At 37.1% G+C, this 26,133-nt stretch carries 35 protein-coding genes; 7 read left to right on the top strand and 28 right to left on the bottom strand.

All coding sequences use genetic code 11. The annotated features are described in order from the left end of the window. Positions 1-253: 253 nt before the first annotated feature. The 27 genes from QQL36_RS17975 to QQL36_RS17845 form a co-directional block, all read right to left on the bottom strand. A complete protein-coding gene (locus QQL36_RS17975) occupies positions 254-1,096 on the bottom strand; it encodes a hypothetical protein (protein ID WP_321570517.1) in 843 nt (280 codons plus the stop codon). Between the two features lie 365 nt (positions 1,097-1,461). After that, positions 1,462-1,797, bottom strand: a complete 336-nt coding sequence (locus QQL36_RS17970; RefSeq protein ID WP_321570516.1) for a hypothetical protein — start codon at positions 1,795-1,797, stop codon at positions 1,462-1,464. A gap of 37 nt (positions 1,798-1,834) precedes the next feature. Further along, entirely contained in the window at positions 1,835-2,308 is a 474-nt protein-coding gene (locus QQL36_RS17965; RefSeq protein WP_321570515.1) for a hypothetical protein, read from the bottom strand. Between the two features lie 1,329 nt (positions 2,309-3,637). Further along, positions 3,638-4,825 (bottom strand): hypothetical protein, encoded by a 1,188-nt coding sequence (locus tag QQL36_RS17960; protein ID WP_321570514.1) that lies wholly within the window; start codon positions 4,823-4,825, stop codon positions 3,638-3,640. 106 nt (positions 4,826-4,931) lie between these two features. Then, positions 4,932-5,816, bottom strand: coding sequence for a hypothetical protein (locus tag QQL36_RS17955; protein WP_321570513.1), 885 nt, complete (start codon positions 5,814-5,816; stop codon positions 4,932-4,934). 2 nt (positions 5,817-5,818) lie between these two features. Continuing rightward, complete coding sequence (locus tag QQL36_RS17950; RefSeq protein ID WP_321570512.1) at positions 5,819-5,992, bottom strand: hypothetical protein; 174 nt, start codon at positions 5,990-5,992, stop codon at positions 5,819-5,821. A gap of 5 nt (positions 5,993-5,997) precedes the next feature. Continuing rightward, complete coding sequence (locus QQL36_RS17945; RefSeq protein WP_321570511.1) at positions 5,998-6,642, bottom strand: hypothetical protein; 645 nt, start codon at positions 6,640-6,642, stop codon at positions 5,998-6,000. A 37-nt stretch (positions 6,643-6,679) separates the two neighbouring features. After that, on the bottom strand, positions 6,680-6,919 hold the full coding sequence (locus tag QQL36_RS17940) for a hypothetical protein (RefSeq protein ID WP_321567402.1): 240 nt from the start codon (positions 6,917-6,919) through the stop codon (positions 6,680-6,682). 76 nt (positions 6,920-6,995) lie between these two features. Next, positions 6,996-7,625 carry a hypothetical protein gene (locus tag QQL36_RS17935; RefSeq protein WP_321570510.1) on the bottom strand — a complete coding sequence of 210 codons (630 nt, stop codon included), beginning with the start codon at positions 7,623-7,625 and terminating at the stop codon, positions 6,996-6,998. 43 nt (positions 7,626-7,668) lie between these two features. Next, positions 7,669-8,277, bottom strand: a complete 609-nt coding sequence (locus QQL36_RS17930) for a hypothetical protein (protein WP_321570509.1) — start codon at positions 8,275-8,277, stop codon at positions 7,669-7,671. Positions 8,278-8,297: 20 nt separating this feature from the next. Beyond that, entirely contained in the window at positions 8,298-8,672 is a 375-nt protein-coding gene (locus QQL36_RS17925; RefSeq protein WP_321570508.1) for a hypothetical protein, read from the bottom strand. A gap of 11 nt (positions 8,673-8,683) precedes the next feature. After that, positions 8,684-9,349 carry a hypothetical protein gene (locus QQL36_RS17920; RefSeq protein ID WP_321570507.1) on the bottom strand — a complete coding sequence of 222 codons (666 nt, stop codon included), beginning with the start codon at positions 9,347-9,349 and terminating at the stop codon, positions 8,684-8,686. A 10-nt stretch (positions 9,350-9,359) separates the two neighbouring features. Beyond that, on the bottom strand, positions 9,360-9,542 hold the full coding sequence (locus QQL36_RS17915; RefSeq protein ID WP_146971330.1) for a hypothetical protein: 183 nt from the start codon (positions 9,540-9,542) through the stop codon (positions 9,360-9,362). Positions 9,543-9,597: 55 nt separating this feature from the next. Further along, entirely contained in the window at positions 9,598-10,404 is an 807-nt protein-coding gene (locus QQL36_RS17910; RefSeq protein ID WP_321570506.1) for a hypothetical protein, read from the bottom strand. 1 nt (position 10,405) lies between these two features. Continuing rightward, positions 10,406-10,720: a hypothetical protein gene (locus tag QQL36_RS17905; RefSeq protein WP_321570505.1), complete on the bottom strand. Its 315-nt coding sequence runs from the start codon at positions 10,718-10,720 to the stop codon at positions 10,406-10,408. Further along, the gene (locus QQL36_RS17900) at positions 10,717-11,181 is read right to left on the bottom strand and encodes a hypothetical protein (protein ID WP_321570504.1); all 465 of its coding nucleotides are present in this window, start codon (positions 11,179-11,181) and stop codon (positions 10,717-10,719) included. Before QQL36_RS17900 ends, QQL36_RS17905 begins: the two co-directional genes overlap by 4 nt. After that, the gene (locus QQL36_RS17895; protein WP_321570503.1) at positions 11,178-11,558 is read right to left on the bottom strand and encodes a hypothetical protein; all 381 of its coding nucleotides are present in this window, start codon (positions 11,556-11,558) and stop codon (positions 11,178-11,180) included. The genes QQL36_RS17900 and QQL36_RS17895 overlap by 4 nt, the downstream gene beginning before the upstream one ends. 76 nt (positions 11,559-11,634) lie before the next feature. Next, positions 11,635-12,363 carry a hypothetical protein gene (locus QQL36_RS17890; protein ID WP_146971325.1) on the bottom strand — a complete coding sequence of 243 codons (729 nt, stop codon included), beginning with the start codon at positions 12,361-12,363 and terminating at the stop codon, positions 11,635-11,637. 17 nt (positions 12,364-12,380) lie between these two features. After that, a complete protein-coding gene (locus QQL36_RS17885; RefSeq protein WP_321570502.1) occupies positions 12,381-13,019 on the bottom strand; it encodes a hypothetical protein in 639 nt (212 codons plus the stop codon). A gap of 22 nt (positions 13,020-13,041) precedes the next feature. Continuing rightward, positions 13,042-14,748: a hypothetical protein gene (locus tag QQL36_RS17880; protein ID WP_321570501.1), complete on the bottom strand. Its 1,707-nt coding sequence runs from the start codon at positions 14,746-14,748 to the stop codon at positions 13,042-13,044. A gap of 6 nt (positions 14,749-14,754) precedes the next feature. Continuing rightward, on the bottom strand, positions 14,755-15,237 hold the full coding sequence (locus tag QQL36_RS17875) for a hypothetical protein (protein WP_321570500.1): 483 nt from the start codon (positions 15,235-15,237) through the stop codon (positions 14,755-14,757). Then, positions 15,221-15,475, bottom strand: a complete 255-nt coding sequence (locus QQL36_RS17870) for a hypothetical protein (RefSeq protein ID WP_321570499.1) — start codon at positions 15,473-15,475, stop codon at positions 15,221-15,223. Before QQL36_RS17870 ends, QQL36_RS17875 begins: the two co-directional genes overlap by 17 nt. A gap of 116 nt (positions 15,476-15,591) precedes the next feature. Then, positions 15,592-15,819 (bottom strand): DUF4248 domain-containing protein, encoded by a 228-nt coding sequence (locus tag QQL36_RS17865; protein ID WP_146971320.1) that lies wholly within the window; start codon positions 15,817-15,819, stop codon positions 15,592-15,594. Positions 15,820-16,688: 869 nt separating this feature from the next. Further along, the gene (locus QQL36_RS17860) at positions 16,689-16,979 is read right to left on the bottom strand and encodes a SymE family type I addiction module toxin (RefSeq protein ID WP_321570498.1); all 291 of its coding nucleotides are present in this window, start codon (positions 16,977-16,979) and stop codon (positions 16,689-16,691) included. 173 nt (positions 16,980-17,152) lie between these two features. Then, the gene (locus QQL36_RS17855) at positions 17,153-17,737 is read right to left on the bottom strand and encodes a hypothetical protein (RefSeq protein ID WP_321570497.1); all 585 of its coding nucleotides are present in this window, start codon (positions 17,735-17,737) and stop codon (positions 17,153-17,155) included. Continuing rightward, positions 17,721-18,140: a response regulator gene (locus QQL36_RS17850; RefSeq protein WP_321570496.1), complete on the bottom strand. Its 420-nt coding sequence runs from the start codon at positions 18,138-18,140 to the stop codon at positions 17,721-17,723. Before QQL36_RS17850 ends, QQL36_RS17855 begins: the two co-directional genes overlap by 17 nt. A 94-nt stretch (positions 18,141-18,234) precedes the next feature. After that, the gene (locus QQL36_RS17845) at positions 18,235-19,206 is read right to left on the bottom strand and encodes a hypothetical protein (protein ID WP_321570495.1); all 972 of its coding nucleotides are present in this window, start codon (positions 19,204-19,206) and stop codon (positions 18,235-18,237) included. Positions 19,207-19,697: 491 nt separating this feature from the next. Between QQL36_RS17845 and QQL36_RS17840 the strand changes: the two genes are divergently transcribed. Next, entirely contained in the window at positions 19,698-19,931 is a 234-nt protein-coding gene (locus QQL36_RS17840; RefSeq protein WP_321570494.1) for a hypothetical protein, read from the top strand. Positions 19,932-20,020: 89 nt separating this feature from the next. Here QQL36_RS17840 and QQL36_RS17835 read toward each other — a convergent pair whose 3' ends face one another. Continuing rightward, positions 20,021-20,866: a transposase gene (locus QQL36_RS17835; RefSeq protein ID WP_220388919.1), complete on the bottom strand. Its 846-nt coding sequence runs from the start codon at positions 20,864-20,866 to the stop codon at positions 20,021-20,023. A 759-nt stretch (positions 20,867-21,625) separates the two neighbouring features. Here QQL36_RS17835 and QQL36_RS17830 point away from each other — a divergent pair. The 6 genes from QQL36_RS17830 (at position 21,626) to tnpB (QQL36_RS17805) (ending at position 26,111) form a co-directional block, all read left to right on the top strand. Beyond that, on the top strand, positions 21,626-23,719 hold the full coding sequence (locus tag QQL36_RS17830; protein ID WP_321570493.1) for a DEAD/DEAH box helicase: 2,094 nt from the start codon (positions 21,626-21,628) through the stop codon (positions 23,717-23,719). Then, positions 23,716-24,426, top strand: a complete 711-nt coding sequence (locus tag QQL36_RS17825) for a DUF2290 domain-containing protein (RefSeq protein ID WP_321570492.1) — start codon at positions 23,716-23,718, stop codon at positions 24,424-24,426. Before QQL36_RS17830 ends, QQL36_RS17825 begins: the two co-directional genes overlap by 4 nt. A 215-nt stretch (positions 24,427-24,641) precedes the next feature. Next, the gene (gene tnpA / locus QQL36_RS17820; protein ID WP_072362417.1) at positions 24,642-24,968 is read left to right on the top strand and encodes an IS66 family insertion sequence element accessory protein TnpA; all 327 of its coding nucleotides are present in this window, start codon (positions 24,642-24,644) and stop codon (positions 24,966-24,968) included. 3 nt (positions 24,969-24,971) lie between these two features. Further along, the gene (gene tnpB / locus QQL36_RS17815; RefSeq protein WP_083730638.1) at positions 24,972-25,340 is read left to right on the top strand and encodes an IS66 family insertion sequence element accessory protein TnpB; all 369 of its coding nucleotides are present in this window, start codon (positions 24,972-24,974) and stop codon (positions 25,338-25,340) included. 97 nt (positions 25,341-25,437) lie between these two features. Then, on the top strand, positions 25,438-25,755 hold the full coding sequence (tnpA, locus tag QQL36_RS17810; RefSeq protein ID WP_321568492.1) for an IS66 family insertion sequence element accessory protein TnpA: 318 nt from the start codon (positions 25,438-25,440) through the stop codon (positions 25,753-25,755). Beyond that, positions 25,752-26,111: an IS66 family insertion sequence element accessory protein TnpB gene (gene tnpB / locus QQL36_RS17805; protein ID WP_321568491.1), complete on the top strand. Its 360-nt coding sequence runs from the start codon at positions 25,752-25,754 to the stop codon at positions 26,109-26,111. Before tnpA (QQL36_RS17810) ends, tnpB (QQL36_RS17805) begins: the two co-directional genes overlap by 4 nt. Positions 26,112-26,133 lie beyond the last annotated feature (22 nt).

Here is a 26,133-nt window from a genome sequence, read left to right as displayed (position 1 = left end):
TAGTGAGACCTTATTCTCACGCTCCCAGATACCCGTCTATATTTCCACCAGTAAATAGTATAGAAAGATAAGTGCAAAAGTAAGAAGAAATGCTGATGGACATAGTATTTCTGAGGGCAGCTGGCGAATAATTTTCAGTGTTGTAAACTTTTATTTGAGAGATGGTTTAGCTATATAAGCTATTAGGAAATTCCTTCTTCAAGCATGCGGCTTAAACGAGTATCTATTTTTGCAAATCAATATCCAGTAAACTTCATCGTTGAATAAGAACCTTCTTATTACAAAGTGAATCCTCCTTGTATCTATATATTAAATTTAAATAATATTTTGAATTTTCATTGAATTTCCTTTTATTTTCCAGCATTATAGTGTAATCAAATTTCCCATGATTAATAACATGCTTAAAACTGTCAATCACCACAGCACTATAGCTATTACCCCCATTTTCCAATTTGAATTTAAGCATGCTGCTGTCAGGTGTAAAGCCTGAAACATCTATCCCTGTAATAAAGACCAATGTATCAGAATTACCTTCTTTTTTTAAAATTAATCTCGCCGATATATCAGCAAACTTAGTTTCGACAGGCGGGGGATCCTTCTTCTCTATTGAGCTTAGTAATGCAAATGGGAAAACCGACAGACCTATTATAAAGAGGCTAGACGACGCAATAATCAATCGTTTGGACTGTTTATTCGTTTTATTAAATGCCTTCCGGATATTAGAATCTATATTAGGCTCTTCAACACTTCTGTTTATGGCTGTGATGGCAAGAGTCGCACAAGCATAGGCGACTAGTAAAGATAGTATTGTAATACAAAGTAGTAAGCTAAACTTCAGATTCATTTGCGGCGACTTTAAGAATAATCCTAGAATAGCTGCAGAAGAACCTAAGCCGAAGAACCAGCTGATAGAACTTTGTAATCTATCGACTTGACCTTTGATACGTTCCTCAGAACCGGTTACCCATGTCCTTGATAGCTTAAACCAAGTCCATTTATCAATAGGTCTGCTATCTTCAGGAATTTCTCCTTTTATGACTGTGCCCTGTATGTCAGATATTTGATTCTTATCAGGCTCTTTATTCCCCTCTATCATAGTTAAATATTATAGTTACAAAATGAACCACAATTGTCACAGTGAATAGTCACGCTTTGGCTATAGTTATTAGTTCCATGTGTTTGAGAAGTTTGGATATCTGCTTTAAACGAAAAGGTATTCAGACTTCCTGTTAGTTTTTCTGCTGATCTTATGGAGAAATCATTACCTGGAAACTTGGGGAATACCTTATTTAAGGAGTCATTGTCCACTGAAAGATTTTTGGTATCCAATTTTATAGGGGAACTAAGATTACCTCCGCTATAACTGATCATTGAATTAATTGGTCCTTGTGTGGACAAGGTATTATTGCAGCTGCAACATTTATAGTTAGCCATTGCGATGTTTAATTTTGTATGGAAAAATTAAAGAAGAATAAAGCCGATTGCAGTATTCACCACATCTTTCACTACTGAGAGCATCGCATTGAGTGCGCCCTCAACCGCTAGAATACCCAGGCCTTGTTCTGAAAGAAGCATTATTTTGAATGCATTCTTTTGGATATCGAGTTTTAAACGGGCCTGTTCTTTTGAGATCACGCCACTTATTATTAAATCTTCTATATCAATTATATTCTGTGCTAATGTCTTTGTTGAAGAGATTGCGAGGTCTCTGATGTCTGGCCATTTGTCGGAGAGAGCACCTTCTGCTGCCTCTAGCATTTTTGCAAGGATCTCTGAAAAGTCTAATGTAGTTGCCATAATAGATAGTTTGATTACTTACGGAATTGGGGTTTGATTATTTTTCTCTTTTTAGACCATGCTGGAGCTTAAGCATGCTGGATAGGGAAACCTGAAGGCCAGATTCATCTACTGCAATAGCTTTTTTTAAAGCTTCCACACTAGCATTTTTATTTCCAAATCCTGTAGCATGATCCTTTTCCAGGCTTTTTACTGATGTTGTAAGCAAGTCCACTTGCTGTTGTATAATTTTGTATTTGGGTAATCCACTAACACGAATAGCTAGTACTTTCAAGTCGGATTCAATCTCGGTATAAGATTTCTCAAAGTTTTTATAAGACCAATCTTCACCATTATCAATTTTCTTATCAATTTCCACAAAAACGGTGGATAATTCTTTTGCAATCGTTTGTATTGTTTCGTCTGTACGTTCATCATACGCACCAATTAGGCGTACCTCACTACAACTGGCAAAGATGAGAGAGAGAGCTAATAATAGAACACTAGCTTTTGGTCTTAGTAATTTTTTCATAATTGATTTTGGGATTGTATGTGGGTGGAAATATAAGTTCTGTTGTGGTTTTTTCTTTTCTTAGGCAAAGGTAAATATCTGTTTGCAAAAGAGAAATACCAACTAGTTTGTATTTTTTAAGGTAAATATCTATTTGGAGTGGTTTTTGGTTAAAAATGACCAATTAACTTCCATTTAAAATGCTACTGCAATTTATGGTGGGCGAAAATATTTCCTTACTGGATAAGGTAGATAATATTACCAAAACCGTTTAAACTAAGGTTGTAATAAAACATATAAATTGGTAAACATGTAACAGATTAATCAATTCCATTTTTCTCTAATAGTCAGAAAATATAATTTATTACGTTCAATGTGAATAAAGAAGAAAATTTATGAGTCAACAGAAGAGGCAAAAATCTCTGAAGCAGTAAAAGGGAGGTTAGATAAAGATGTGCATTTGAATGTATAGTTTGGGATTACCAATTTATGAATATGACCATATGGAACCTTATTGATCAGTAAATAAACATTAAACGGATAATTTGACCTTACCGTGTACAAATCATCATGCGCAGAAGACTAAAGGGCAGCTTGTAGTAGATACTGTTATGAATTCAATGACAATCCCTATAACGTTATAAATCGAGAAACCGCTCCAATTATGCAATATTTTACAGGAACAACATTTAGTTATATTTTTGTTAGTATTGTCTTTACAATATAAGTATTTCCAAGTCTATATTTTTAAAAGTTGGTAATATTGACGTGATAGCAGTACAAATCGAGGATGGAAAACCTATGCTTAATATTATTTGCATGACGAAGATGATAGGGAAATTCTACAGGTAACAAACATTGAAGTGGTATTAAATACAGAGCAGTATGATTTAATTGTAATTGCTATTATTTATCGGGAGTGTAAAATATTTTGTGTAAACTCCTTCCCCATTGTTTGAAACCCTGCCGGGATGGGGAAGGGGGAATGGCGCGGCAGCAGCGCCTTCCCCGGTTTTTGGGCCTATTGAGATAATTCACTGCCATAGGCCATTAACACAGGAAATTTTACAGTCTCTATTTATCCTTACAGTTTCAAATCATCTGTCATTTTAAACATTGTCAGATGAACTCCGAATCATTTATTTCTTTTGAAATCCCCTTTGGGATTTGGGAGGGAATTCCAAAAGAAATAAAGATTCAAACAAGCGTCAGATCAAGCCAAATCTACTCAGCATAATCTGTTGGATTAAATCTCAACTATTTCAATTTTAATTCACTAGGCATTCATATCGAAAATAATTCGCCTATCATTCCAAACCATACAAATAATTATCGATCAATGCATTTAATTTAATACTTTATATCGGCATCAAAGATATTCATTTCTCCCCCCTGGTTATACCGACCCATTTGCACTGCACGGCCTTTTTCAGGAACCTCAATTACGATGTCAACATCATGCTGGAATGAATTTTCTCCTCTAAAACTACCCTGTTTAGTTGCCTGGAATATGAAAATAAATGATTTATCAGGATACCTTTCGCGTAATACCTTCAAATCGTCAGGTTTCAGACCAAGATAAGTAACACTATCCAGGAAAACATTTGCATAAGGAGATAAGTCATCAGGTAATTTACCCGAAACAATCAAATTCGGATGCTTAACGCTGTCTACTTTCTCCTGCAAGGTACGATTAAGCTTTTCTTCATTAGCTACATATAATGTGAGACCAAAATTCCTCGCTAAATAACCAGCAAAATCTAATGCTAAATGACTTTTCCCAAGTTTAGGCTTACCAAATATCATGACACTAAAATTTTGAGCAGGATCTCCTATAAATTCAAGCCATTTACCATCAAACCCTAATGTTTTAAAATTCAACTTTGCAAAATCCATACTATTCATAATTCCGTCAGGCAATACATTCCCCTCCACTCCCCCGGATAATTCAACCGATATACTATCCTGACTATGTTTATTTAGAGCGTCGTTCCAGCCAGATAAGGTAGCTCGTTGAATCGGAAGCGGATCTAACTTTACCTTGTGACCTAAAAATTTTATTAGATTATTTCGGAGAAGCCTAATCCTATTCATATATGGATCATTTACTGGGATCTCCCTTCTAGTTATTGCTTCGTCAATAGTATCCAATAAATATTTTGCCTTTTCCCTGGTTATTTCTTTACCTTGTAATGAAATGTATTTCCTAATATAGGAAATCGGAAAATAAACTTTCTCTGAATCTAAGATCATACGAAATTCTTCAAGCCGTTCTTTCTTTATATTTACTTCAATTGTTTCCTTCATTGAATTATATACCCTAATAAGATTATCCTGGATATAGACGATTTGTTTAGCATAGTTAGATACTTTTCTAATTCTCTTCTCTATAATGGCTTTTTGTAAAGAATTAAGAAAATTAAGAATATACTTCTTAGTCCTAATTTTTCCATGCATATCAAAATATCTTTTGATAAACTTGATCTCTTCACCGATGTATCCGGGTTCAATTGTTTTTACATTATCTTTTAGAGGCATAATAGAATATTAAATGCAATAAAACACCACCATATCCGGGCTTTTTTTCAACATGTACTACATCAAAAACTGAGGTTTTTCTTCAAAAACCTCAGTTTAAACTCACCTAATGTGAATTTGCATTGGCCAACAATTGCTTGATATCAACCAGCAGTTGATTTTGCGTATCCTGCTTACTTATCAAACTGGTATGCTGGCTACGTAAGTCATTCAATGTTGTATCCATCGTCGACAACTTATTAGTTTGAGATTTCAACTCATTTAGAATATCAGCGAGGGTAGTCTGAACTTGCCCGGTTATCACTTTAGTATCCGTCAACACACCAGTTAAACTGTCTTGCTTATTTAATAGGCTTTGATCTGTTGTACTGATTACACCCAACTTCTCAACCATGGAAGTAAACATGATGGAATGGGCACCAATGAGGGAGATAATTGCATCTTGCTTGGTCAACAATTCATCCTCTCCGGACTTTATATCAGATACCTTTTCAGCAAGCGATGAAATTTTCACTGTCTGCTCCTTAACTGACAATGTCTGATCCTGCATACTGGTTAGCAGTTGCTGGCTGCTTTCCTTTTCCTCCAATAACCGGTTACCAATAGCGATTAACGCATTTACCTGCAATTGTTGGAAATTAAGATCTATCTGCTGGGTATTATGCCACAGATTTAAAACCTGTTTAATCTCTATAAGCTGGTCTATTCCTAGCTGCTGCTTATTCAAGGCCAATTCCTCATAACCGTTAGAATAATCAAGCATATGAGCTACGACATCTCTCAAAGCAGCTATATCAACAATCCCTGACGGTGCAGTCACATCCACCAATTTTATAAACAGATCGCCTAAAGTACTCTCGCCAAAACTGATTTTGATAGTGTCATCCCTGACAGTTTCTACAGTTTTTATTTGATCTTTGGCTATTAAAAGCACACTATCATTAGTTACCATCCGGATAAATGCCCCATAACTATAAATCTGCACACTCATAATTAACTCCTTTTATCGATTTTAATGAGTATTAATTCCGCTGCCATTGCCCCAACAAAACCACCTATAAGCAAATAAGGTACCTCTGACTTCCTGTTTGCTTGTGCATACCAGTAAAAGGCTAATGAGCTGATTAAAGTACTGGTAGCTATAACAGCCCTTTCTTTATTTTCCATATGCATTAATGAATTGCTACTACAACAAGAACACCTGTGATAACCGCAAGAATGCCACCAAGCAACCTTTTACCCTTTCGGTGCTTTTTGATCATTTCCCGCTGCTGGGTATTTTCCGTTAATAGCTGCTGATGTTGGTAGGCAATACTTGTAAGATTATTCCTGAGGGTATCACATTCGTCTTTCTGCAGGGAAATCATACTGTCTTTTATAGAAACCTGTGACTGAAGGTCAATAACCATTGAGTCATACAAACTATCTTTAAGCTGGTCAATCGCTTTAAAATTCACAAATGCTACAGCCAGGCTATCACAATTACTAATGATTGCCGAGGTATCTGTTTCGGTATAGTGAACAGATAGTAAATCATCAATAGATTGTCTTAATGATGCATTTTCAACTTTTACAGCAGTCAATGAACTACGAGTTTTGATAATATTCTGATTTAGGTCTGCATTCACCCGCTTTAAAGAATCAATTTTACCGATGAAGTACTTCTCGGATTCATGAATTTTATCCAGGAACACAATCGGTTCCTCGACCCTTACCGATAATTTTTGAGAATTTCCTATAAATAAAGGTTTTAAGAAATAATAAGCCATTACAGCGATTAAAGAAATAACAAACAGTTCTACTATTATTTTTTTCATGAAATATGTTTTATACTTATTGGGTTAAAAATGAGGTCTAAATATTTTTATTGGAATCAGTACTTTTCCTCTCCAGGGAATATCCAAAGGTTCCTGTGCCAATTAAACTGGCAAACGTAAAGAACATCGCTTCGGGAATATCCTTTCCAAGGAACTGCTGTCCAATCCAACTAATAATCAGGGCCAGCAACAATGTTCCGATAACCAATTCTCTCAGGCTATAGCTTCCATTCTTATCCTTCAGTAATTGAAGGATGAAATTCTTCATATCTCTCATGTGCTATTGTATTTTATGAGTTTATATGTGGCCAGTGATATGCCGCCGGCAAATAGTAATCCTGCAATACTGATCATTAATTTTTTTTTATGATAGACTTACCATCGCCATCAAATAGGGGCAGGCTACCATCCGGCAGGCCAGATAAAAGAGTGTAGGTAAACGAATTATTGTAAAGTGCGCGGTGCCTTTCTGCTAATTGGAGAAATACCGAGAAGTCATCAGCATTAGAAAACACCTGGCAACCAGCCGAATACTGATCAATATACTTCGTCGTTCCATTGGCAAGTGCCCTATGAATATTGATCCCAAAAAGGCCGGTCTGTTCCCGGCCTGAATTATAATCAGGTTTCCCATCCCGGTTAAAATCCCGTATAACAGTTACTGGCTTTATCTGGACCAGTGCCAGGTACTTCCCCCTGTGCATCCCCAATCCATGGCTACCTGGATATTGACCAGGTTTAAGAATGGCCGTTCCCTGTTCATTGGATGGATTACGTAACCAATATGTACCGGGATCAGTTGTAGCCCTCCAACTGAAAGCAACCTGCTTTCCCGTATTATCTGTAAATAGCAGGTTAATACTGTCATTAAAGACATTAGGAATACTGGTATTATGCCTGATACCGATGATATTTAGCTCCCATGGGCGCACGGCAACCTTATACCCCCTCTGAAGGAGAGCATCATTTAAAATAGTCTGCATTTTAACGCTGTTTGAAAGTGAAGAATATCGGGTTAACTAAAACTTATAGGTACTTTATGGACTTAGTGGCTACCAGGAAGTACCTTCCCTTGTTTTCGAAAAGTGTATAGTCCAGTTTCTTAGTGACCTCAGCTCCTAAGACAGTCTTCTGAGGTACTTCCATTCTCTCATTCGCATTAATCCACACATTCGCAGGCTCAATGGTAATTAACGTTCTACCGTCAATACCATCTAAAGACCATGTACTTCCATTATATCGCAAACCCATACGAATAAATTGATACCTTATTTGTTCCTTGTCAGATTCTTTGCTAAAACTGCTTAAAAGTCCATTTACAAGGGTTTGCCGGACACCACGAAGACGTAGTTGAGAGAAAGCCGCGCTAACTTGCTTATAATCCTCTTTTGTATTCATTTGCTTTAACAAGCCTAAAACCGTTGATAAATTAGATGTTGTGGCCGCTGCAAGAAATTTTGAAGCCAATGCTGATTTATCTGTAGCGCTGCTACTCCCTTGTACAAAAACGTAATAGGTACTTTCATCAATAACCGCTGGTAAACCAGCTTTTGCCAAAGCAGCGACTGTCTCAGAACCAAAATCCCCATCTGCACCATACTTAGGTAAAATGGATACCCCGTATTTACTAATCAATGCCTGCTGAAGAGCTTTGACTAATTGTCCTTACTGCCCTTTTTCAATGGAAAGCTGCTATTTGATTGGGATGTAGTTGAAGAAGTTGTAGCTTTCCCTGACCCTTGACTGGTGTTAACAGGCGTTAAATATACCGGTGTTGCAGGTGTATCTGTATACGATGTTGTGGATGGGTAAACCGCATTAGTAGGTCGTAAAATCGTATTTAAATCAGCAGATGTACTACTGGTTTTCTTCTTCTTCCGCAGGTACTGCCATCCCAAATACCCTAAGATCCCGGTTGCAGCAACTACCAGTGTAGTTAACACTATATTACTTTTCGCCTGCTTCTTTTCCGCTTTCCTCCTCTTCGTATCACCCGAAGTACTTTTAGCTTTTACCCGGCTTTTTTTCATAAATATTCGTATTACGGTTTACTTCTAATAATAGACATCATTGGATCATATTCCCAAAATTCCAATTCACTCCTTAGATCACTTTCCAGGTCATTCCCATAAGTCTGCCTGTAGATGGCGGCTACCTGGTCGTATACAGCCTTTGATGGTATCTCAATGAATACAGCTTTAACTGCACTCTCATCAGTTCCCGGGAAAAGGCCATAGTGAATGTCAAATGCAGCATTGAGACGCTGTGCCCATGAAAGATATTGAGTAGGACCAATCACAGCAGAAGACGATGAATTTAGGGTATCCGGTTTGCCAGCAATAATGGCTAATAGCTCATTATACTCAGTGGTCTGTAGCTCATCCTGCATATCCCTCATCATGGTGCGATTGTATAATCGTGAATAACTATTCATTACCTTCACGAAATCCTCCTTACTGGGAATACTTCGAATAGTATCTCGCAAGGCTTCTACATCCGTACCCCACCAACCATCATTTTCAAAGGCCATCTTTACCTGTTTGGCAAAAGCAGGAATACTCCCACTCTCAAAGGTTTTCTGTTCTTCATTATTCGCCCTGTTATTGAGCACTACTTTCCTTCCAATAATAAATGCCCCGCCTAATACCACTATCCCAATGAGGCTATACTGAATTTTTTCCCGGGTTGTTAGTGCGTCTTTTCCCATCTTACAATAGTTAAACTCCTAAAAATTGCTTAGCTATCGCCGTTTTGCTGGCATCCGTTTTCAGAACGTGGGCCATTTTTGCAAGTTCAGCAGCTGTTAAATGACTCGCTAAGGTGGCAAATGCTGAAATCTTATCTTTTGCCTCATTCTCACTGGAAGCCTTAATCTTGATATTATAACTATACTCTTTCATGTTGGAATGGATTTAATAAATACTTAAAATGAATTAATTATGTTTGAGCTATTCTTTAATGTCCAAGGTGTGCGAGAACAGATGCAATTTTTTCAGGATTATTTGCCAGAACATCCATAATGGTAAATACCGCTATCATTTGTTGCTCATTAAATCGCTCCTGCATTTGGGCAATAAGAGATAACCGGTTACGGGTAGTTTCATCGTGTTGATCGTCATTGGTTCGCTCAAAGCTCACAGATGTTTCAGGCAATGTAGCCGGTGAGGAATTAACAGGTGCCTCAGCGCCCAACAAACCTGCTAATGCCGCTCCGCCTGGCAATTTGGATGCATGTTGTTGTACCAGCCCCTTTAACACAACACTGGCTACTTCTCCTAACGATACCGCGTTGGTATATCGTTTATCCTCCATCTCCTTAATACGATTCTGCAAAACATCAGCATATTCTTCTGCTTCAGTTAGCTGAGCCTGCAAGTCTTTCAGTTTCTCTCTCATTCTATTCAATTCATACTCACGTTCCTTCTCTTCCATCTTCTGCGCTATCATCTGGTCGATCTCCCCTAAACCATTTAGCGTTGTGCTAGTCCTGCTGCCATTATCTGCATTTAGAATAAAAGAATACCGGGTATTCCTGTTCGTATTAGGGCCGTCATAAATTAATATGCTCAAATTCCTTGTTGAATCTTTTATCTCCTGCTCATATTCATCAAACTCAGAAACATCATCGGTCCTGGAGACAATATGAAAACCGTCAACCTTTATCTCATAATCACGTGGGCGATTTTTATCAGCTTCACGTTGAAGAAAGCGTTTAAGGAAATCTACTTTCTGTTGATCAAATTTTTCTTCTATTAGTGGCATATTATGGATGTATAATTACCTGTAAAAATTCTATGTGTTGCCTATGATTCGAATAATTCTCCACTTCGATGTTCCCCATGTGCTCATACTGCAACTCGTTAACTGTGTCTACTGTGAGGTCGTATATTCCAAAAGCACTCTGTACCCGAATCATAACAGCAGGGTTAATGAGCAAAAATAGATGTGAATCAGCCTGGATAGTAACGGTTTGCCTGGGCCTTAATACATAGTGCCTCAGCCTTATGTAATAGCTGTTAGCATAACCTAGCTCCCTCATTCTTCCATCAATATATTGCTGGGCAATTGCTGTAGTCATTTTCTATTAACTTGAATCCATAATGTTATGCTTACCCTATATGCTATATCCTTAGCCAGCGTTTCTCCTAATACATCTTTGTAATTCGCATAGAAGCAGTTACACGAGGGAAGGAAAATAGTTTCTGGTGAGTTCATTCCCCGCTGAGCAATTCCATTCTTTTGTAATAAAGTAGGATTTATAAATCCTGCCTGGTACGTTGTAAGGCTCAAATCTGACTTCAGTGCCTGGGAAGATTCAAATTTGCATATAGTGTTATAGCACCCATTTGCTTTCCCTGTGGCCTGAAATTGTAAGAAACCTACCTGCCCTGTTCCTGTGGCCTTCACATCCTGCATTAGCTGGACACTACTGGCAACTCCTTTAATTGCAATGACATCCCTTGGAATATTTAGTTGGAAATATTGATGTTCTCCAGCCCTGGTTATTAACAGGGTATGAACTATTATTTCTTCCCTCATAACTCCACCTGTTCACAGTCCAAATAAAGGCTCACCCTATATGATTCAAATGTCATGCGTGTATCATTACTATCTTTGTATTCCATTCTCACCAATCCATTACCAACGGGAATATTAGTAACATAATACCTGGCGTTCGGCGATACGTTTATACCACACATCAACAGTTTTGTTTCATAATTCTCCGGAAATATTTCCTGTTTGTTGACCTCGATCCGCTGAGAACCTCTATAGTAGAGTAGATCTTCTTTATCGGCGGTCAATAGTATTCCCTTAATGAAAGTGATATTCTTATCTAATTCGAACGTCTGTGAAAAGATCCTATCACTAGCGGTAATAGCAATATCAAATCTCTTTTTAACAATGGTAGTAGCCATAAAATGATTTTTTAGGATTAGGATATACAGCAGCAGATGGACATCTGCCGCCTGATAAAACTTAATAAAGGAACAATTATGGCGTAGTTATCGTACCATGAAGACCCGCATATATGTATGTATTAGCCGGAAGCCCCTCTGTGCTTCCCAACTCTACAGTCAGTTCGATCAAAACGTCATCAACAATCAACCGGGGATTTGCCAATTTGTAATAACCTACCGGAACCTGGGTATATTGATCCGTTCTGAATACGTAATTAGAAGTTTCCGGTACTATCTGCTTTTTATTATACTTCACATTAAACTCCCCATTCAGTAATGCTGAATAATTTTCCAGCCCTACATACTTGGTTGAGAGTATCTGATCTTTTCCACTGCTTGCAGCGGTACCTGCTAACAGGTATATACCAGATACCAATAAAGCCTGGTTTTTAGGTAGCTTGGCATTGGAGATATTACGAAATCCAACTTCACGGTCATCTTGCGTTTCCCACATCTTAATAGTCTTGGAATTAACTGGTTTAATTGAATAGATCAAGGTATCAGCCAGGCGAAGATCACCCTTGACTAATGCTTCTTTAATGGAGGCGGGTAATTCCCCAAAAAACTTCTCCATTTCCGCGCGGGAGCCTTTAGAAGGAGCACCAGTAGAAGCCAGTTTATTAACCGTACGCTGTCTTTTCACTGGATTCATTCTTTTTAATTCTCCAATTAATTCATCACCGTCAGACCCATCTAATCCAAGTAATGCACCAGAGTTATTATATTCTTCGAGTGGACCATTTAATCCGTCTAAACCGAGCATAGTGTGTATTTTAAAGGTTATAAATTATAATCAGAAACATCCCCTAAATCAGATAAATCCGCAATTGGGCCTTCTATACCAGGGAAATTGTAATCTGGAGATACACCGACACCTCCTTGTAGCTGAAGCCTGGACATGGCGCTATTTTCAACCTGGTCTTCAATAGCATTTAACCCTTCAATTCCGGCGATCTCGTTTGCGTAGTTAAAATATTGAAGGCCTCCTATCCCGGATACAGTGGATGCAGCTGTGCCTGTTTTATTCTTAATAAACTTATCGATATAGAGCTTTTGGGAGAAAGTATCTTTGAAGGCGACAACTCTATCTTTAAACCCAAGTAGGCTATCATCCTCTACACCACTTACAGATGACTGGGTTTGAAATCCGTTGGCCGCCATCATACCTACCCCCAAAAGACTTATTGCTTTATTGCCGACAAAATGTCCCAGCCCAGTTACCCCGATGCCTATTAATAATGATGGTTTACCGATAGCCGACCCCAACAAACCGCCACCCAGGACACCGATTAATAATTCTTTTCCTGTCTCAATTACACTATTCTTTAAATCTCCTTTAGTGTCCAATGTCCGGGCAATAGCCTGATAATGGGTCTGCTGCGCTTTTTTAGCATAACGATTACTTGTTTTCTTACTCATATAATAATAGTTTTCACATTATTTACATTAAGGCAACCTTTGTCTTCCTCTTATAATTCTTTCTCTTCTTACCATTCTTTGGCTTCGCACTGGCAGGAATACCATTGAGGTGTTGCTTCCCATTATGATCGCTTGTATGTAGCATTTTCACTCCGACTGTGATAGCGGCAATAGCCCCAACACCAATTACAGCAGGTAACAGCCATTTCTTGTTCTTCTCCCAAAATCCCTGCGAAATTTTAGCCGCCGTGGTTGTATTCGCTGCATCTGATACGGTGAGTGATGAGGATGTCGAAACGGGCAATAGTGACGAGTCAGACGAGGTATCATCAATATCTTCTGATGCAACCTTTGCAGATGAACTATTAGATGATGCTGATGAATCATAAGAACTATTCTCGCTTTCATCACTGGTTACTGGTGCTGAAGAGGAACTGGATGATGTATTTGTAGCGACAGCGGTCGTAACTGGCGAGGTGGTTGATGGGGTTTCCGCAGCTTCTTTATCGGCAGCAGCCGTTTCTGTGTCGGAGAAGTCCTCCGATCCTTTTTGCCCCTCACCAAATATGTTTCCAATACCCTTGATGATCTTTGATAATGCAGCGATGGCAGCTGAGGCGGCCGCAATTGCGGCGCCAGTAGCAGGCTCTCCCAGCTCTCCAAAACCTTCAAATCCCTCCATCCCATTCACATTTTCATCATAATAGATGTCTGGACCAAGTAGTGTAGCAAGTGGGGTACTGCTGTTCATATATAATACTGAAGAATCACTATCGACAAAACCCAACCCAGCTACAGCGACCTCTTTATTCTTATTGCCTTTACCTTTAAGAATAGCCTTCTTCAGATTCTTAGGATTACCTCCAGCTGTTTCAAATATTGATTCTAATTTTTCCCTGACCTTTACCAATTTGTCGAACTTATCCTTGATAATACCCCGCTTCACTGCCTCTTCGGGTGACAGGTAAGCATACTTTATCCTTGATGCTACCTTGAACAAGTTCAGTTTCATGGCAGCAAGGACACCGTTTCTCAACAAAATGGTAGCTGGATTTATCTTATTAATCTTACTCAGAACTTTCTTGAAAAATCCTTTCTTCTTTTTCTTCTTCGCTGCTGCTCCTAACTCCCCTATATTTCCATCAAATACAAGATCATTACCTCGCTCACCTACTCCCTGCAGGCCGTCTAAATATTGTAGATCCATAACTATATCTTTTTTTTCACTAAATGGTACCTCGTAGTTGAAATGATCTGTTACGCAGTCTATAATGATCATTTTACCCTTATCATTTACCACTGGATAAATATGTTGAAAATGATCACGCTGATATTTAGTAATTCTTAGACTATGAGGAATATGAAGATTACTTAAAATGCTGCTTATAAAAGTGCTGTAACAGTCGCAATCCACTCCTGTTTTCCTGTCAGCCCACGTGCGACTTGGGCTACGTATCTGTTCCAGACCATCTGCATCTTTCTGGTATGCCACGTTGTTATATACAAAGTGCCAGATGTTCTTACAAGTATCATATACAGTGGGGCCAGATAATTTCTGTGCAATTCCTGAGGTCTGAGAAAGCGTTCTCCCAACTACCTTATGGATAAATGAAACAGTATCCTCCAGGGTGGCATTTTCCACTACTGTTTTATCTCTATTCATCGCTGGCGGGAAAAGATAGTCGTACTCTCTTCCTGGGTAAACTTTTCTTCTTGTAGCAGCCTGCATATCCGATTACTTTTTCAATGTTATTTCCTTCTGATCGTTATAAGGCACACGTGACCAACCTAAATCAATAGTAGTAATCGTCTCCACTTTCACTGTTATTGATTCCTTGTTCAGTAAAGCCTTAATAACATCATAAGCAACTGAAAAGAAGCTCATGGTAGATATTTCAACCTGGATGTTGTCAATCTTGACCTGACCGAATGCTGGAACGGAAATATCCTTATCAATAACCTGGCTGCTTCCAAGAATAGAATCTTTATGGCTTATCTTCACATATGGGAACTTCACTTTGAAGCTTGCCCCAGTTGGGTTCTTCAATAAAGCATCAATACGGACTGTCAGACCAGAAAGTGATAGAGAATGAATTGTTGCGGTGGGTACAACTTCTAATTGTACGGAAGCCCGTCGCATATTGGCGAAATAACTTATAATGGCTATTACCCCGGCTCCAACTGCTGTGCCCATTATTAATTTATTCAGTGTTGCCATTTTCTTTATTTGTTTTTTTGTGATGTACACGCCTGTATCGGGTACTAATTATTTTCCGTTTCCTTCGTCGCTGGATGTACTCACCTGCAAGCTTAAAAGCTAGCCATATGGCTCCACCGGTCAATGCCTTTAAAGCATATTCAAACAAACCGGTCATATCAATATTGGCCAGGAGAATCGTTGCAGGCAATAGGATATTATTAAGAGAGGAATCGCCGTGGTTTGTTTCTGTTCTCATAATTTAGTTTTTACTGTTTTGTAGTACAAAGTTCCGACGATGGCAAATGACGGTGTCCTGATTATGTTGAATTATGCAGGATTATGTCGAATTATGTAGTTTTATGTCGAATTATGTCAAATATTACTATCCCTGAACTCCAAATCACCGGGTAATCCCAACCTGTTTATAATAATCAGCACCTGGTTAACGGTGTACATATGGCCTACCCGTTCGCCAATCAAGGGAAGATGTGGTTTCAACCATCTGTTAAAGGTCCGGTAGTTTACCTTATATAATTTGGCGAGTTGTGCTGTATTATATGCGCGTAGTTCGAAAATGACCTTTGGATTATTGGTACTCATAAATCAGTTATTGGTGGGTTAATAAGTAGTTGAACAATACAATTATTCCATAGCTGGATGAGGTCATATTCCCTCAATGCAAGGAGCTTTGCATCGCAGCTTTTCAAGATTTTGTCAGAGGGGCATACCACGTACCGCAATAAATGCCTGGCGAAAACCTGGATGCCTTTATAATATCCTTTGACCAGCTTTCTCTTTTCCCTAACTGACCTATAGAAATCATCATAGCTAGAGATCCCGTCCGGAAATTCAGGATTAAACCAAAGTGATGGTAGATCTATCCACCTTGAGTTATCGTTACGTACCATTTTATACGATAGAAGTAATCGTTCTATCATCTTTATGAAATTCTGATCAACCGACGGTTTGCTAAGGATATTCCAGATAGCATTTTTCGCATATAGGACTTCTGCTGCGGGTATACGGTCATAACACCAAAATGCATTGTAGCTTAGTACCCAGCATGCATGCACATATGGGTGATCCAATGGAATAGTGGGAGAATTGTTAATTGGAATTATTTTACTCATTGTGGCATTTGTTTCCACAAAGATGACTATAGCCAAAAACTCAATGTCCTAATTAGGTTGTTTTAGGTAGAAATAGGTAATATTTGGTTATTTTTTGCAGGTTTTAGTCGGATTGGGCATCTTTGGGCAATTTTGGGCAAATTCCACCATAACCTATTTACAAAGGATTCGAATTCCATTCGGAAGAATTTGAAAGCGAATAAAATTGGTTTAAATAATAATGGGGGATGTATAGAAATACAGTTCCAGTATAGCTATTTTGTTATGAAAAACTTCTAAAAATCGCTGTATAGACATACAGCATCATTAGTTATAACGAAAATCTAAGTTTTGGTTCAACTACTTTGCTTCCTTTAATTTTGTATCCAGTTTGGTAATAACGATCTTACCAGGAGATAATCTTACTTTAATCTTATCCCCAACATGAAACTCATATTGGTATAGCCAACTTCCCCCAAATTTGATTATAGGTATATCCGCGAATGTATAGCTGTTCGAAGCCGTTTTAAAATTCAATCTTCGGAACCCCTGCACTTGAAGGATTTTCACCGGATTCTCCTTTTTATTGGTAACTCTTTGGGCCTTTTTAGCGCCTTGCTTTTTCTTTCTATACGTGATGCGATTTTTCATTTTAAACATTTTAACGAAACCAATGGCGGGGTTCACCCGCTCATTGGTCGCTGAACATCCACAAAAGAATTTATGTATACACATATCTGATTGAAAAGCACAGGCCAAATAGACATTTAGCCTGTTTTCTTCACTTTTATATGCGTATGGACTATTGTTAAACCTTGCTTTTATTAGCTATTCAATTTGATCTTCCATTTTATAGCCCTGTTACAAACCTGATCAACAGCAATTAATTTTTGATAAATTGGAATGATTAGTCCTATTTGCTTTTTATTAAATGCCGCATAGGTATCATAGTCATTCGCAACCGGGACCATCCTTTTATAATCAAAAACCTTTTCTTCCCATTTAAGTTTTTCACACACGTTTTGCTTAAATTGTAAGGGCGAATCAACCAACCCTCTGATTAAATCATCCATTATATTCATCGAATAGGAATACGGAGACTGAATATCATGTCGAGGATCTTTATAAAAACCCCTCAACCTCGTCTTCCAACCCTCTGCCCTGGAGGACATATGTTCTATACCTATTAACTGGTTATAAGTTCGTAAAATGAGACTTACCACCTTGCCTGAGAAGAACTCCGCATTTCCCTTTTCGTTTACCATATTAATTTTAGTCATATACAGTAAATCGGCTTCTCCGTATTTTAATGCCTTGCAAATAGCTGACTTGTAAATAGCCGCTGATTGCTCCAGGGAAATGGATAGATCATTCAGGAAGTTTTTAGAGTATTTAGTTGCTTCTTTCATCAGTTTTACTTTTTAAATACTTTTGAATTGTGGCCTTTAGTTCAGATCGGCTTATAGGTTTCTTTAAAAACTGAACAATCCTCACTTCCTTTATTTCTGAAATCGCTTCAGTTTGGGAATCACCATACAAAAGAATAATAGGAATTTCTGCCAATGGGCTGTTTTGGAAATAGGCAATAAACGCAGGATCATAAAATTCCCTCGTCCACTCAGTTAATATAAAATGAGGTGGTCCCATTACTGTATAGTTCTCATATTCTTCTATTGCCATCTGAAGATTAGAACAAAAGATGGGTACATAAATTCCTAAACTATCCAGTATTTCCCCTAATATTTCCCTGGTAGTAGGATTTTCATCAACTAAACAAATGGATATGCCCGTTTTAAGGTAGCGTGATATCATGGTAGTTATTTTAACAATGGAGTAAAATCGAAAATTTAAGATACCGGCGAATGAAGAGTCAAGTACCGGGGTACGCATTGCTATTGAAGAATCCCTAATTTGTACATGCAACAGGGATCTTAGCAGTAAAAACTGTTTCAGCGGAATTGCTGATAACATGTATGCTCCCCCTTAATTCACTAATAATTTTTTGAGATAGATATAACTTCCTTTCCTGGTCGTACGTGAAAGGCCAATCGTTAAGGAAATCTACTGGCTGAAATAACTCTCCGATAAGATCCGGATGGATTGGTTCGCAATTACATCTAACCGAGAATACTATATATTCCAGCTCATCATGATTATCAGAATGTACACCCACAGATACCAATTGACCAGGTGTAGCATAATAAAATCCTAAGTGCAAAAGATTAGTTACTACAATATTCACCATGTGTATATCGGTAGAAATAATCTTTGAGTATTTTAGCGTGTTTGTGATCTCCAATATTTTACCCATCGTTTCCTCATATAACCTAAATGGAGCGGTTACTTCATCTACGAATAATGCCAGGTTAATACTATCCTTTGTGGGTAAGAAAGAAAAATCATCTTTTGTTATAGTAAGGTTCTTTACTACTGCCTTCAGCGATTCACTAGATTGACCTACGATCATCCGAAATGTGCTTATGAAATAAGCTATCTCTGGTTTAATAGCAAACAATTTCATCTCATGAGTCTCCATAATCATATCCATGGAGATTTTTGCCACCTTCATCCTGAGTTCAAGCATATTTAATAATTCGACAAGAAATGTGGATATACCAGGATGGATTCCCTTATCCTTAAATGGGCTTGCGAATCCAGCTCTGTCCCTATACTTTACTAATAGAAGGCTAGCCTCAATAATTCGTATAATGAGATTATACCCTGCAGATTGGCCTGGTAGTTTATATACCTCCCTAACTAGGTCAGGAAGTTCATAATCCATGAAAATGCGTGTCAGGGCTAACATAGGGTCAGCCATCTCGCTATCTGTAAGCATAGAGGTGGCAGCCCACTTGTCTGTGGAATTCACTTTCTCCATTGTTATAAATTTTAATTGATGAATAATGTAGCAATAGGAAGAAGTTCCAAGATTTAGATCCTGGGTACTATTTCATTTGTATTAACCCCAAAAATAATTTTAGTAGTTTTGTTGAGGTATGGGCACAGGTGGATATGGCCTTCTATAAAAGAAAAAAGGCGCAGGCCACTTGTCGCACGGGAGCCAGTCGAAGGGCTGTATGCCAGACAAGGAGGGCCCACGCCTATAGACGTGAGCGCTCTTCTTATCATCCAGGCCTACTTGAATTTCGACTTTCCCGTGCCGGATAAAATAGAATGAGCTGCAATCAATATTTTTTTGAGATCGCAAATATACAAAAAAACTATCCTGAATTCATGCTAGATAAGTGACTATTGTTTCTCATATAATCAGTTTGATAATTTCTAAATCGAAGATAAGGGAAAAACAATTCAATTGGACAGGTCCAATTGAAAATTTCCAAAAATAATTGCCAAATAACCTTTAATAACATGATCAAGAATGAGTTAGACGAAATCATCATTAGCAAGGTCAAAAAAATCAGAGAAGAAAAAGGATTTACTGACATGCAAGCCTTATCTAAACAAGCGGGATATTACTCCAGCTTAGTGGCTAACGCAGAAAACCCGGAGAGAAGAGATAAATATAACATCTATCATTTGAATGGATTAGCAAAGGCTATGAAGTGCTCTATTAAGGACTTTTTACCTGATAACCCTGTATAAAGTCGGCATTGCCTATTGGTTCAATAAAAATATCGTGCCTTTTTGTTAAACTTTATTTAAAGCATAAAGGATTTACTATATGAAGTTGTTTAGTCTTTTAATTTTTTACAAAAGAGGACTAAGATTGCGATCCATTGTAATGCTCTCCAGTTAGCCGCTTTTGTTTCAAATCTAATTATTAATGCTTTGAAGCTATCCATCCAGGCATTTGCTTGTTCGATCTTGTAGCGTCTTTTATATAATTGATCATCAAAGTATTGATATGACTCACTGGTTTGCTTGCTATTACGGGAATTGGTAGCGATATTAGCTTCCAATTCCTTTTCCATACAGTATTCTCTGAATTCTCCTCCATCAAATCCTGCATCTGCATTTAAGAACAATCCTTTCGTATTTATTGTAGCCTCTTCGAGGGTGGTTAGCATTTCTTCAAAAGTTGAAACAATATTATAAAGATCATTGTGATTGCCGGATTGTGGCTCGCTTACACTAAGTATCTGGCCTTGATTGTCACTCAAAAACAAACTATTACTCGTTTTGCATGATTTTCGACCCTGATAGCCTACTGCATAGCCTCCTCGCTTCGATGGTGTATGACTTCCATCTAATTGAATCGAAGACAAATCAAGGATTTGGCGATTTTCCTTTAAAAGATTTATCCAGATAAGTTTCCACGATCCATCGCTGCTCCATTTATTAAAGTAGTAATACACGCCTTGCCACGTAATTTCACCATTGGGGAAATATTCTTTAATACTTAATTCTCGCCACTGACAGCCCGTTTTTAACCGTTTTAATATCAAGCTTACTACTTTCACCAAATCCACTTTTGACTTATATCCTCGCTTTCCTATACTTAAATGCGGCAATATCCATTTTCTTATTATACCTTCGCTTATGATTCCCAGGGTAGTATCTTTTGGTTCGCAAAACAAAGATCAACTATTCCTGGGTTTCGTGTTTGTATAAAGACAATTCAATAAAGACTAAACAACTTCTATATAATTATTAGCTATCAGGCAATTAAATTTTTAATATTTTAATGATTGAAAAACCGGCGCGCATTGAGCGGGTTTTTGGCTTAATTTTCGTAATCTTTTTTAATAATCCTGGGATAAAAACCACAGCAAAAACAATAATTGATAAAAGATCAGTTAGTTAACAATTTTCTAACGTTAAAAAAACTACGCGACATCCATTAGACAGTACCATTAAATAGCACACAACATTAAACCTATATCCGTTTAACCCATTTCAACATATGGTCTTATGAGGTCTAATAATAATCCTTTATCCGAAGGACTAAAGGCATATACTATAAGTGAGCTGGCTGGCTTTTATGGTATTAGCCAGAAGGTTTTCGTTCGATGGTTAAAACCGCACAAAAATAAAATAGGCAAAAGAGAGGGGCGTTATTATAATGTAATGCAAGTACAATGTATTTTGAAAATATTTGGAACGCCCGGTTATTTTGAAGATACACCATGACAGTAATATTTTCATTAGCAACTACAACATAATATTAAAACTTTATATTTATCGTTCTTAACTTGTAAATCAAAATTTTATATATATTATATTTTTATTAATAAAATATTCTATTTAGTATTATAAAATATTTCCTGTGGCAACATAAAAGTTGATATAATTATTTAAATTCATTGCAAATAGACCCTCTAATTAAGACCTCATACATGAGTACTACAATCATTGCGGACGAGAAAAAACTTAACCAAGATGCTCTTGCATCAAGATTAATATCCAAGATAGCAGAGTTAAACGACCATTCAATAATCTATTATAATTTTCCATTTTATAGAGCCGAGGCAAAAGAAGACTTAATCCAAGCACATGTATTACTAATCTCCAAAAAATATGGTGTCATCTTTTTTAGATGTTTAGCATCCGCAGAAGAAATGTCTGAAAAAGAATTTAACTATTTTGACAATTTAGATAGCTTTATTTTTGGGAAAATTAATAAGCGGGAAGAGTTAAGGTTACGTAGAAGAGAACTAAAAGTAAATCTTACACCTGTATTTTATATTTCAGATTTTCAAAAAGCCAAAATAGAAGATGATATTCAAATTGTAGGAATCAATGATGTTACTCGAATTATCATTGAAAACGAAAAAGAAGAGCTTACAGATGATGAATTTGATATTTTAGCCGCAACAATTGAAGGCTCACAAAGCCTAAAAGGCAGCAAAGAAAGATCTGTAGATAGTTCCACCACGACAATTACTAAGGGGAAAATACTAACACTAATTCAAGAAAAAGAAGCTGTGTTTGATATTGAGCAAAAAAGAGCGGCATTAAACATTATTGATTCACCACAAAGAATAAGAGGTTTAGCAGGGTCAGGTAAAACTATTATTTTGACGATGAAGGCAGCTTTATATCACCTTCAGAATCCAGATGCAAATATTCTCTACACATATTTCACTAAGGCTCTCTATGGTCAGGTAAAATATTTAATTGAAAAGTATTATCGTGATTTTTCAGATAATAATGAACCAAACTGGAATAAAATACATATTCTTCATGGATGGGGCGGCAGAACATTGAGAGGTGTATATTCGGATACTTGTTTTGAAAACTCAATTACCCCAATTGAATATTTAGATGCCAAAAGAGCATCAGGGTATCCCCCATTAGATTATATATTTAGAAAATTAGATGAGAAAAAAGTACTTAAACAAAAGTATGATCTTACGTTAATTGATGAAGGTCAAGATTTTCCTGTATCATTTTATAGAGTCTGTAGAAGAATTACTAAAGAAAATAGAATTGTCTGGGCTTACGATGATTTTCAGAATATTTTTGATACTAAGATGCAAGATGAGAGAGACACATTTGGAAAAGATGAAAAGGGCAACTATCATGTTGACTTTCGTCAGAATAAAAACAAGCTCCAAGATATAATATTGCATAGGTGTTACAGAAATCCTAGAAAGGCATTGATTAGTGCATTTTCGTTGGGCCTTGGTATTTACAATGACATTGTACTCCAAAGACTGGAAGATAATCGTCATTGGGAAGATTTGGGATTTGAAGTTTTAGAGGGTGACTCGTCTGTTGGTAGCAATATGGTTATAGAGAGACCTGAGAAAAACAGCCCAAGCATATCAAATAAATATCTAAGTGAGAATGGAGTTACAGTACGAATTTTTAATAATCTAGATGACGAATGCGGATTTATTATTAAAGAAATCGAAAATGATATTAGAAAGCAAAACTTAAGACCTGACGACATTTGTGTCATCTGTTTGGACGACAAAGAAATAGGAAATTATTTTTCAACTATTGAAGAAGGACTTTCTGCCAAAGGAGTTTCAGTATTCAATTTGTTAAATGCACCCAATAACAATACGCGATTTATTATAGAAGGACACGTTACATTATCCACAATTAACAAGGCCAAGGGTAATGAAGTGGGTATGGTTTATTTAGTTGGTGTAGACAGTATATTTAATAGTAGAAATTCCACCACAAAACGGAATAAATTGTTTACTGCGATAACTAGGAGCAAAGGTTGGGTTTCAATGACTGGATTTGAACGCGCAAATATTGCTATAGAGGAATTATCTAAACTCGAAAAAAATAATTTTAAACTTGTTTTTAAGCAACCTAGTATTGAAAGCACGAAAACTATATTACGTGGAATAAGTAAAGAACAAGAACATCTAAATGAAATTAATAGGAAAATTCAGGAATTAGCTGCTGATCTAGGAATTACGGAAGAAGATGCCTTAGACATGGTTTCTAAAATCAAAAGTAAAAAGAAATGATTACCGAAGGCAAGTTTTTAACCTCTATAAATGAGGCTATATCACTTTTAAAACAAGTAGACCTTTATAAAACAATAGGTCCAAAAAATGTTGGCAACCATTCGCAAGCATCAAAAAAAGTAGCCCAAAAAAGCAAGCATACTGAAATTTATAATGTTGCTATCGCAGAAATGGATTATGATATCTTACTGAACGATGATTCCTTATTCCAGTTTTCTAGAACCAGTAATTCATTGAGATATTCTTTTATCCAAAATCCAAGAATTTATATTTCCAAACAAGAGTATGTGATTGATCTTTTGGGAATAGATGAAATTTCCGAAATAAGTAGCGATGAATTGGAACAAATGATAGTTGATATCAATGAGGAAGAATACGAACAATACTTGGATGAACAGGAGATTAATATACAAGCTAACATTTTTCGATATGATTTAGACGAAAAAGGTTATGCCCCCCTTATTCATTCATTCTCCCATATACATATGGGATTAAATGAAGATTGCCGATTAACCTGTTCAAAAATACTAACGCCACTAAAGTTCGTTTTATTTTCCATAAAGAATTCTTACTTCAGCCATTGGAAAGAAGCATTTCAGAAAGTTCCGAATTTTGACATAATGATTGCCCAAAGTAAGGTTAAGCTAGATCCACTACCTACAAAATTTTGGCAGCAAAGAGACCAAAGTGAATTGTTTTTCATATAGTTTTGAAAATACTCCAAAATGAAATCTTCTCTGTCCTTTATACTGGTAAATTAAAATATTATATCAAATAATGTTATGCCTATGAAAGGTAAAAGTTTTGATCCAATTATTAAAGTTGAAAACGACGGATTAATCATTCCTGAAGGTAAGTATTCGGTTCTCGGCGTTCCCGAATAGAAATTAAATATTGCGATCATTGCATCAAAATTTAAACGATGCGAAAGAAGCAAATTCAGAGATCTCTCCCTGGTTCTCCCTTAAAAGTAGACATGGCATTCCATGTTCGTCAGCAGCCTGATTCCGGCATGATTATTAGCGAATACTGCAGGGCTCATCAAATAAGTGAAGGCAGTTTTTATTACTGGTTAAAGAAAACAAACAATACTTCACCGGTTCCATCCTCACCACCAGCAATACTTCCCGTAAAAATTGTAGCATCATCAAATGAGCCTGTTAATTCAAACTTATTTGCTGAAGTGCGCGGTATTGCAATTTATCAACCTGTGCCGGCAGAATATTTACTCACCTTGCTAAATCATTAGTCAATGTTGTCATTAGCTGGTTATAATTTTTATATCTATACATCTGCAGCGGATATGCGGATGGGAATAAATGGTTTGTCAGGCATCGTACGTAATCAAATGGCACTTGATCCATTAGCTAAGGGCATCATCTATTTGTTTTTTAACGGGCGTCTCACCCAGGTGAAAATGTTGCAATTTGATGGAGATGGTCAGGCGCTTTATTACAAAAGACTAGCCAGAGGCACCTTTGGCAAACCTGTTTATGATCCTGGTTGCCAGGCGATGATGATTGAACGCAAAGATGTGATGCTCATCCTGGAAGGAATCGAGATTAAGTACAGAAAGCGTTACGAAAGAAAGTCAGGAAAATCAACAGATCAGCCAAACTAATAATGCTGTTTTTGCGTTAATATAGCCAATACGTAAACCTATAACGAGGGGAGTCGCTGTCAATCTTCTATGCTGATTTACCTTGCCTTAAAAAAGTATGAACAATAAAACTAAAAAGGCCTCCCATTCCAGGTACTCTTCTGAGGAAATTATCACTATGTTGGACCAATTTGACCGGGACAATGTAAGTTTAAAGGAGTTTTGTGCTGATAAAGGTATCAGTCAGGCCACTTTTTTCAATTGGCGCAAGCGATATTTGAGCAGGAGCGTGAACAACAGTAGCTTTATAGAACTAATAACCTCAGCTCCGAATGCTGAGGTTCCGCTTAGTACAGGTGGTATATTTGCCGAATTCAGAGGTATCAGGATTTATCAACCTGTAAGCGCTGCTTATTTAAAAGCCCTGATATCATGAGTGCTATCATTGTGTTGACAGATCGTCATCGTTATTTTTTGTATACACAGGCAGCAGATATGAGAAAATCATTTGCCGGGCTATGTGGAATTGTAAATAATGTTATGCAACTATCTATTTCAGATAATGATGTATTTGTGTTTTTGAATCGTGATTTTACTCATTTAAAGTTATTGTTGCATGAATCATCAGGATTCACATTATTATGTCGCAAACTTGATAAAGGACGCTTTAAAAAGCCTGAGGCAGGGAGTGCTTCGGAATCATTGAAATTAAGTGCTTCGGAGGTGATAGCACTGGTAAAAGGGCTCACATTTTACCGGCATAATGATAACAATAAGCCTCCTTCAGATTAGACAAAATAATTTTAAAATTACC

It is taken from the genome of Chitinophaga sp. LS1 (assembly GCF_034274695.1).
Taxonomy (GTDB): Bacteria; Bacteroidota; Bacteroidia; order Chitinophagales; family Chitinophagaceae; genus Chitinophaga.
The sequence above is the reverse complement of the archived record's forward strand: the minus strand, read 5'-3'. Positions and strand labels throughout refer to the sequence as shown.

What these genes read in the sequence shown, in the direction of transcription:
- QQL36_RS17905 (WP_321570505.1), bottom strand. Translation starts at nt 10,720, where the DNA reads ATGACTACAGCAATTGCCCAGCAATATATTGATGGAAGAATGAGGGAG.
- tnpA (WP_072362417.1), top strand. Translation starts at nt 24,642, where the DNA reads ATGCGAAAGAAGCAAATTCAGAGATCTCTCCCTGGTTCTCCCTTAAAA.
- QQL36_RS17870 (WP_321570499.1), bottom strand. Translation starts at nt 15,475, where the DNA reads ATGAGAACAGAAACAAACCACGGCGATTCCTCTCTTAATAATATCCTA.
- QQL36_RS17860 (WP_321570498.1), bottom strand. Translation starts at nt 16,979, where the DNA reads ATGAAAAATCGCATCACGTATAGAAAGAAAAAGCAAGGCGCTAAAAAG.
- QQL36_RS17940 (WP_321567402.1), bottom strand. Translation starts at nt 6,919, where the DNA reads ATGAGAGATATGAAGAATTTCATCCTTCAATTACTGAAGGATAAGAAT.
- QQL36_RS17960 (WP_321570514.1), bottom strand. Translation starts at nt 4,825, where the DNA reads ATGCCTCTAAAAGATAATGTAAAAACAATTGAACCCGGATACATCGGT.
- QQL36_RS17920 (WP_321570507.1), bottom strand. Translation starts at nt 9,349, where the DNA reads ATGGGAAAAGACGCACTAACAACCCGGGAAAAAATTCAGTATAGCCTC.
- QQL36_RS17970 (WP_321570516.1), bottom strand. Translation starts at nt 1,797, where the DNA reads ATGGCAACTACATTAGACTTTTCAGAGATCCTTGCAAAAATGCTAGAG.
- QQL36_RS17890 (WP_146971325.1), bottom strand. Translation starts at nt 12,363, where the DNA reads ATGCTCGGTTTAGACGGATTAAATGGTCCACTCGAAGAATATAATAAC.
- QQL36_RS17945 (WP_321570511.1), bottom strand. Translation starts at nt 6,642, where the DNA reads ATGAAAAAAATAATAGTAGAACTGTTTGTTATTTCTTTAATCGCTGTA.
- QQL36_RS17925 (WP_321570508.1), bottom strand. Translation starts at nt 8,672, where the DNA reads ATGAAAAAAAGCCGGGTAAAAGCTAAAAGTACTTCGGGTGATACGAAG.
- QQL36_RS17900 (WP_321570504.1), bottom strand. Translation starts at nt 11,181, where the DNA reads ATGAGGGAAGAAATAATAGTTCATACCCTGTTAATAACCAGGGCTGGA.
- QQL36_RS17895 (WP_321570503.1), bottom strand. Translation starts at nt 11,558, where the DNA reads ATGGCTACTACCATTGTTAAAAAGAGATTTGATATTGCTATTACCGCT.
- QQL36_RS17950 (WP_321570512.1), bottom strand. Translation starts at nt 5,992, where the DNA reads ATGGAAAATAAAGAAAGGGCTGTTATAGCTACCAGTACTTTAATCAGC.
- QQL36_RS17910 (WP_321570506.1), bottom strand. Translation starts at nt 10,404, where the DNA reads ATGCCACTAATAGAAGAAAAATTTGATCAACAGAAAGTAGATTTCCTT.
- QQL36_RS17855 (WP_321570497.1), bottom strand. Translation starts at nt 17,737, where the DNA reads ATGAAAGAAGCAACTAAATACTCTAAAAACTTCCTGAATGATCTATCC.
- tnpB (WP_321568491.1), top strand. Translation starts at nt 25,752, where the DNA reads ATGAGTGCTATCATTGTGTTGACAGATCGTCATCGTTATTTTTTGTAT.
- tnpA (WP_321568492.1), top strand. Translation starts at nt 25,438, where the DNA reads ATGAACAATAAAACTAAAAAGGCCTCCCATTCCAGGTACTCTTCTGAG.
- QQL36_RS17875 (WP_321570500.1), bottom strand. Translation starts at nt 15,237, where the DNA reads ATGGCAACACTGAATAAATTAATAATGGGCACAGCAGTTGGAGCCGGG.
- QQL36_RS17830 (WP_321570493.1), top strand. Translation starts at nt 21,626, where the DNA reads ATGAGTACTACAATCATTGCGGACGAGAAAAAACTTAACCAAGATGCT.
- QQL36_RS17880 (WP_321570501.1), bottom strand. Translation starts at nt 14,748, where the DNA reads ATGCAGGCTGCTACAAGAAGAAAAGTTTACCCAGGAAGAGAGTACGAC.
- QQL36_RS17865 (WP_146971320.1), bottom strand. Translation starts at nt 15,819, where the DNA reads ATGAGTACCAATAATCCAAAGGTCATTTTCGAACTACGCGCATATAAT.
- QQL36_RS17935 (WP_321570510.1), bottom strand. Translation starts at nt 7,625, where the DNA reads ATGCAGACTATTTTAAATGATGCTCTCCTTCAGAGGGGGTATAAGGTT.
- QQL36_RS17915 (WP_146971330.1), bottom strand. Translation starts at nt 9,542, where the DNA reads ATGAAAGAGTATAGTTATAATATCAAGATTAAGGCTTCCAGTGAGAAT.
- QQL36_RS17955 (WP_321570513.1), bottom strand. Translation starts at nt 5,816, where the DNA reads ATGAGTGTGCAGATTTATAGTTATGGGGCATTTATCCGGATGGTAACT.
- QQL36_RS17845 (WP_321570495.1), bottom strand. Translation starts at nt 19,206, where the DNA reads ATGGAGAAAGTGAATTCCACAGACAAGTGGGCTGCCACCTCTATGCTT.
- QQL36_RS17850 (WP_321570496.1), bottom strand. Translation starts at nt 18,140, where the DNA reads ATGATATCACGCTACCTTAAAACGGGCATATCCATTTGTTTAGTTGAT.
- QQL36_RS17840 (WP_321570494.1), top strand. Translation starts at nt 19,698, where the DNA reads ATGATCAAGAATGAGTTAGACGAAATCATCATTAGCAAGGTCAAAAAA.
- QQL36_RS17975 (WP_321570517.1), bottom strand. Translation starts at nt 1,096, where the DNA reads ATGATAGAGGGGAATAAAGAGCCTGATAAGAATCAAATATCTGACATA.
- tnpB (WP_083730638.1), top strand. Translation starts at nt 24,972, where the DNA reads ATGTTGTCATTAGCTGGTTATAATTTTTATATCTATACATCTGCAGCG.
- QQL36_RS17825 (WP_321570492.1), top strand. Translation starts at nt 23,716, where the DNA reads ATGATTACCGAAGGCAAGTTTTTAACCTCTATAAATGAGGCTATATCA.
- QQL36_RS17965 (WP_321570515.1), bottom strand. Translation starts at nt 2,308, where the DNA reads ATGAAAAAATTACTAAGACCAAAAGCTAGTGTTCTATTATTAGCTCTC.
- QQL36_RS17885 (WP_321570502.1), bottom strand. Translation starts at nt 13,019, where the DNA reads ATGAGTAAGAAAACAAGTAATCGTTATGCTAAAAAAGCGCAGCAGACC.